Source organism: Falsiroseomonas sp. RANM36 (genome assembly GCF_056682175.1).
This window is the reverse complement of record NZ_JBWXTD010000005.1, coordinates 215,490-220,945: the sequence shown is the minus strand read 5'-3', so window position 1 is coordinate 220,945 and position 5,456 is coordinate 215,490. Positions and strand designations below refer to the sequence as shown.

Below are 5,456 nucleotides of genomic sequence, written 5' to 3'. Positions count from 1 at the left end.
GGGGGGGGCCCGCCCCCCGCCGGGGGGGGGGGGGCGCCCCCCCCCCCCCCCCCCCCCCCCCCCCCCCCCCCCCCCCCCCCCCCCCCCCCCCCGGGGGGGCGCCCCCCCCCCCCCCAACGCCGGCCAGACCGCCCGGCTTTCCGGCTGGGTGCACCGCAAGCGCGACCATGGCGGCCTGCTCTTCATCGACCTGCGCGACCATTACGGCATCACGCAATGCGTGATCCCCTCGGGCTCCCCGGTCTTCGACGCCGCCGACCGGCTGCGCCCGGAAAGCGTCATCACCGTGACCGGGGAGGTGGTGGACCGCGAGCCGGGCACGGTGAACGAGAAGCTGCCGACGGGCGCGGTCGAGCTGCGGGTGGCGGCGCTGGTCCTGCAATCCGCCGCCGAAATCCTGCCCTTCCAGGTGGCGCAGGAGCAGGAGGCGCCGGAGGAGCTGCGCCTGCGCTACCGCTTCCTGGACCTGCGGCGGGAGCGGCTGCAGCGCAACATGATCCTGCGCGCGCAGATCATCGACAGCATCCGCCGCCGCATGATCGCGGCCGGATTCAACGAGTTCCAGACCCCGATCCTGACGGTTAGCAGCCCGGAAGGCGCGCGCGACTTCCTGGTGCCGGCACGCCTGCATCCCGGCAAGTTCTACGCCCTGCCCCAGGCGCCGCAGCAGTACAAGCAGCTGACCATGGTCGCGGGCTTCGACCGCTACTTCCAGATCGCCCCCTGCTTCCGCGACGAGGCCGGCCGCGCCGACCGGACGCTGATGTTCTACCAGCTCGACGTGGAGATGAGCTTCGTCACCCAGGACGACGTGTTCCGCACGATGGAGCCGGTGATCCGCGGCTGCTTCGAGGAATTCGCAGGCAGCCGGCCGGTGGACGGCACCGACGGCACGCCCTGGCGCCGCATCCCCTATGCCCAGGCGATGCTGGACTACGGCTCGGACAAGCCGGACCTGCGCAACCCGCTGGTGATCCGCGACGTGACGCAGCACTTTTCCGGGTCAGGCTTCGGGTTGTTTGCGAAGATCGCCGCCTCTGGCGGTGTCGTGCGGGCGATTCCCGCGCCGGGCGCCGGCGCCAACCCGCGCAGCTTCTTTGACAAGCTCAATGAATGGGCGCGCGAGCAGGGCGCCGGAGGCCTCGGCTACATCACCTTCGACGGGGACGGCCCGAAGGGCCCGATCGCGCGCAACCTGGAAGCCGATCGCGCCGAGGCGATCCGCGCGGCCTGCGGCCTGAAGCCCGGCGACGCGGTGTTCTTCGCCGCCGGCAAGGAGGCGGATGCCGCGAAATTCGCCGGCCAGACGCGGCTCCGCCTCGGCAACGAGCTGGGCCTGACCGAGAAGGACGCCTTCCGCTTCTGCTGGATCACCGACTTCCCGTTCTACGAATTGAACGAGGAGACGGGGCAGGTGGATTTCAGCCACAACCCCTTCTCGATGCCGCAGGGCGAGATGGAGGCGCTGGAGACCAAGGACCCGCTGACCATCCCGGCCTATCAGTACGACGTGGTCTGCAACGGCCACGAGATGGCCTCCGGCGCGATCCGGAACCACAAGGCCGAGATCATGGTGAAGGCCTTCGGCCTGGCCGGCTACCCGCCCGAGGCGGTGGAGGAACGCTTCGGCGGCATGCTGAACGCCTTCCGCTACGGCGCCCCGCCCCACGGCGGCATGGCCGCCGGCATCGACCGCATCGTGATGCTGCTGGCCGAGGAGCCGAACCTGCGCGAGGTGAACCTGTTCCCGATGAACCAGCAGGGCGAGGAGCTGATGATGGGCTCGCCCTCCACCGTGGAACCGGCGCGCCTCAAGGAACTCTCCATCCGGATCGATCTTCCCCCCGCCAAGGGTGCAGCCGGCCCGAAGGCTTCCTAAGTCTCGCCGCAGCCCAAGGAGCCGCCATGTCCGTGCGCCACGCCCTGATCGCCGCCGCCGCCGTCGTCCTCCTCGCCGCGCCGCCGGAGGCGGCAGGGCCGAGCCACGGCGTCAGCGCGGAGGCGATGGAGGCGGGGATCAAGCGGATGGCCGCGCATCGCGCCGCCTATCGCCTCGATCTCGGCGAGGCGCGCGGCTCCGGCATCACCGGGGTACGCGGCGCCATGGTCTTCGACGTGGCCGATGCCTGCGAGGGCTGGGCGACGCGCCAGCGGATGACGATGACCATCGTGGACCGCGACGGGCGGGAGATCGAGACCATCTCCGACTACGCGACCTATGAGGCGAAGGACAATTCCAGCCTGCGCTTCTCCCTGACGCAGAGCACCGAGGGCGCGGTCAGCCAGCGCGTGGCCGGCGACGCGGCGCTGCAGCCCGACGGCAGCGGCCGCATCACCTTCACGGAGCCCGCCGGCCGCACCGAGGACCTGCCCGCCGGCACCATCCTGCCGACGCGCCACACCGTGCTCTCGATCGAGGCGGCGCGCGCCGGGCGTCGCATCCTCGCCGCGCCGCTCTTCGACGGCACGACCGACGAAGGCGCGCAGGACACCACGACGATCATCTCGGCCTGGACCCCGCCGCAGGCGCCGGCACGCTTCCCGATGCTGGCCGACCTCTCCTCCGCGCGCATCCGCATCGCCTTCTTCGAGCGGGGTGCCGGCGGCAGCGGCGCGAGCCAGCCGGAATACGAGGTCGGGCTGCGCTATTTCGAGAACGGCGTGGCGGACGAGATCGTGATGGATTTCGGCGAGTTCTCCGTCACCGGCCACCTGCTGGAACTGCAGCCGCTGCCCGGCGGGTGCTGAGACCCGCGCTCACGCGCGCGCAAAGATCTCCGCGATCACGGCGCGGTCGCGGCTGCGCGTCAGCGCCAGCATCAGCAGCACCCGCGCCTTCTGCGGGTTGAGGTTGTCGGCGCTGACGAAGCCCTGCTCGCCATAGCGACGCGTCGGGAAGGCGCGGCCGGAGCCGGCGCGGGAGGACAGCACCACGATGCAGCCCGCCGCGATCGCCTCTCCCAGCGCCGCGCGCTCGGTCGGCGTGGTGAAGCCGGGCGCGAAGGCCGCCGCGACGATCCCCTGCGCGCCGGCCTCGAGGAAGGCGCGCACCGCGATGCCGTCGCCGCCCGCCACCGAATAGGTCACGTCCACGCGCGGCGGCGTCTCGATCGCCGTCACGTCGAAATGCTCGGCCAGCGGCAGCAGCCGCGCCGGGCGGCGCCACAGGCTGACGCGGTCCGCATCCACATGGCCGAGCGCGCCGAGATCGGGGCTGCGGAAGGTCTGCAGCCGGCCCGTCGAGGTCTTCGTCACCTCGCGCGCCGCATGCACCTCGTCGTTCAGCACCACGAGCACGCCGAGGCCACGCGCCTGCGGATCGCCGGCGACGCGCACCGCATCCACCAGGTTCATCGGCGCGTCGGAGGAGAGCGCGGTGAAGGGGCGCTGCGCGCCGGTGATCACCACCGGCATCGCGTCCGGCAGCGTCAGCGAGAGGAAATAGGCCGTCTCCTCCAGCGTCGCCGTGCCGTGGGTGACGACGATGCCGGCGAGGTCCGGATGCGCCGCCTTGGTCTCCGCGATGCAGGCCAGCAGCGCGCGCCATTCCGTCCAGCCGATCGCGGTGGAGGGGATGTTGGCGAAGGGGACCGGGATCACCTGCGCCACCTCGGCCAGCGCCGGCACGCCGGCGACGAGCTGGTCGGCCGTCAGGATCGGCCGGCCGGAGGAGGCGTAGTCCTGCGTGTCGAGCGGCCCGCGGCCCTGGCTGGCGATGGTGCCGCCCGTGCCGATCACCGCGACCTTTGGTTTGCCCATGCGATTCACGCCTCCGCTGCTCGCGTCGTTCCGCCGCTGCGCACTCCGGCGATCGCATGGGGCTCTCCACTCATGTGATGCCCCCCTCGATCACCGCGCAGGTCAGGCGCGAGACGCAGGCCAGCTTGCCGTCCGCGCGCCGGATCTCCGTCTGCCAGACCTGCGTCGTGCGGCCCAGATGCAGCGGGCGGCACAGCGCGGTCACCACCTGGCCGGGCGCGACGCCCGCCATGTGGTTGGCGTTCACCTCGAGCCCCACCGCGCGGCGATCCTCCGGCAGCGTCAGGATGCAGCCGAGCGTGCCGAGCGTCTCCGCCAGCACCACCGAGACGCCGCCATGCAGCGCGCCCATCGGCTGCAGGTGCCGTGCCTCCACCGGCATCTCGGCCTGCAGCGCATCGGGCAGCAGCGCCGTGACCGTGATGCCGAAGACGCCCGCGGCGCCGCGCGCGAGGCGCGCATTGATTGCGTCGAGGCCGGGATGCCGCTGCCAGATCGCCGTCATGGCGCCAGTCACGCGGGGCGCGGGCGCCGCGTCAAGCGTGCCGCATCCGAAAGCGCCCGCCAGCGCCAGGTCATCAGCGCCGCCACCAGGAACAGCCCGAAAGCCAGGCCGATCCAGACCCCGACCGGGCCGAGCCCGCCGGGGAAGGCGAGAAGCAGCCCGAGCGGCAGCCCCGCCACCCAATAGCCGAAGCCGGCCAGCAGCATCGGCACGCGGGTGTCCTTCAGCCCGCGCAGCGCGCCGGAGGCCACGGCCTGCACGCCATCGGCCAGCTGGAACAGCCCCGCCACGACCAGCAGCGAAGCGGCGAGCGTCGCGGTCTCCGCCGCGCCGGGATTGGCGGCGTCCAGGAAACCCCAGGCGATCCGGCCGCCGAACAGGATCAGCAGGACCGCCGCGAACGCCATGAAGCCGGCGCCGAGCGCCAGCGCCACCCAGCCCGCGCGCTCGGCCGCGGCGCGGTCGCCGGCGCCGGTCGCGAGCCCGACGCGCGCGGTCGCCGCCTGGCCGATGCCCATGGGCACCATGAAGGTCGCCGAGGCCAGCTGCACCGCGATGGCATGCGCCGCCACCGCCAAAGCGCCCATCCAGCCCATCACGATCGCGGCGAAGGCGAAGACGCCGATCTCCAGCAGCATGGCGCCGGCGATGGGCAGGCCAATCGCCACCGTCTCCTTCAGCCGCGACGCATCGAAGCGCCACCAGCGGCCGAGGATGCGGAAGCGCCGCAGATGCCGGTCGCGCGCGATCAGCAGCAGCAGCCCCGCGAGCAACGCGAGGTTGCAGAGCGAGGAGGCGATGCCGGCGCCGACCACGCCGAGCGCCGGCACGCCCAGCCCGCCATGGATCAGCCAGAGGTTCAGCGGGATGTTCAGCAGGATGCCGAAGCAGGAGACCACAAGCGCCGCGCGGGGCCGCTGCTCGGCGGCGAGGAAGCCGCGCAGCGCGACGAAGGCGCAGAAGCAGGGCATGCCCCACATCAGCGCGCGCACATAGTCGCCCGCCAGGACGGCGAGCGCCGGCTCCTGCCCCAAGGCCAGCAGCAGCGCCTCGGCCTGCCACAGCAGCAGCCAGGTGGGCACAGTCGCCGCGGCGCCGGCCCCGAAGGCCCCGCGGGCGGCGCCCCCCCAGCCCCCCCCCCAGCCCCCGCCCCCCCCCCCGCGGCCATGCCCCACACCACCCCCCACTCGCC

5 protein-coding genes are annotated in these 5,456 nt (G+C 72.9%); 2 read left to right on the top strand and 3 right to left on the bottom strand.

Annotated features, from left to right (window positions below):
* Positions 1 to 1,879 (top strand): aspartate--tRNA ligase (aspS, locus tag AC1MIR_RS18980; RefSeq protein WP_480029751.1); only part of this gene is annotated, 1,879 nt, incomplete at its 5' end.
* A 26-nt stretch (positions 1,880 to 1,905) separates the two neighbouring features.
* Positions 1,906 to 2,748, top strand: coding sequence for a cell envelope integrity EipB family protein (locus AC1MIR_RS18975; RefSeq protein WP_480029750.1), 843 nt, complete (start codon positions 1,906 to 1,908; stop codon positions 2,746 to 2,748).
* 9 nt (positions 2,749 to 2,757) lie between these two features.
* Here the strand turns inward: AC1MIR_RS18975 and AC1MIR_RS18970 are convergent, their stop codons facing one another.
* The 3 genes from AC1MIR_RS18970 to AC1MIR_RS18960 form a co-directional block, all read right to left on the bottom strand.
* A complete protein-coding gene (locus tag AC1MIR_RS18970; RefSeq protein WP_480029749.1) occupies positions 2,758 to 3,759 on the bottom strand; it encodes an asparaginase in 1,002 nt (333 codons plus the stop codon).
* A gap of 70 nt (positions 3,760 to 3,829) precedes the next feature.
* Entirely contained in the window at positions 3,830 to 4,264 is a 435-nt protein-coding gene (locus AC1MIR_RS18965) for a hotdog fold thioesterase (protein WP_480029748.1), read from the bottom strand.
* Between the two features lie 8 nt (positions 4,265 to 4,272).
* Positions 4,273 to 5,456, bottom strand: a 1,184-nt coding sequence (locus tag AC1MIR_RS18960) for an MATE family efflux transporter (protein ID WP_480029747.1), incomplete at its 5' end; no start/stop codon positions are given.